Here is a 369-nt window from a genome sequence, read left to right on the forward strand (position 1 = left end):
GGTGGTTATTTCTTCGCGACGTGGGCGGCGAAGCCGACGTATGCGACGTTGTTCAGCAACTTGTCGTCGAAGGATGCTTCGGCGATCGTGGAGACGTTGCAGAAGTCGGGTACCAGTTATGAGCTGGCCAATGATGGGCAGAGCATTCTGGTGCCGCAGGACAAGGTGAACGAGCTGCGGCTGTCGTTGTCCGGGCAGGGTTTGCCCGGGGACGCGGCGAGCGGGTACTCGTTGCTGGATCAGCAGGGGATCACGACCAGTGATTTCATGCAGCACACGAATTATCAGCGGGCGCTCGAGGGTGAGCTGTCGAACACGATCAAGTCGATCGACGGGGTCGAGGCGGCGACGGTGCATCTGGTGATCCCG

Annotated in this window: 1 pseudogene; it reads left to right on the top strand. The window is 60.4% G+C overall.

What is annotated here, in order from left to right:
* Positions 1–369: pseudogene (locus ODJ79_RS46835) on the top strand (flagellar M-ring protein FliF); the annotation flags it as partial.

The organism is Actinoplanes sp. KI2 (assembly GCF_025630775.1).
In the GTDB taxonomy this organism is placed as follows: domain Bacteria; phylum Actinomycetota; class Actinomycetes; order Mycobacteriales; family Micromonosporaceae; genus Actinoplanes.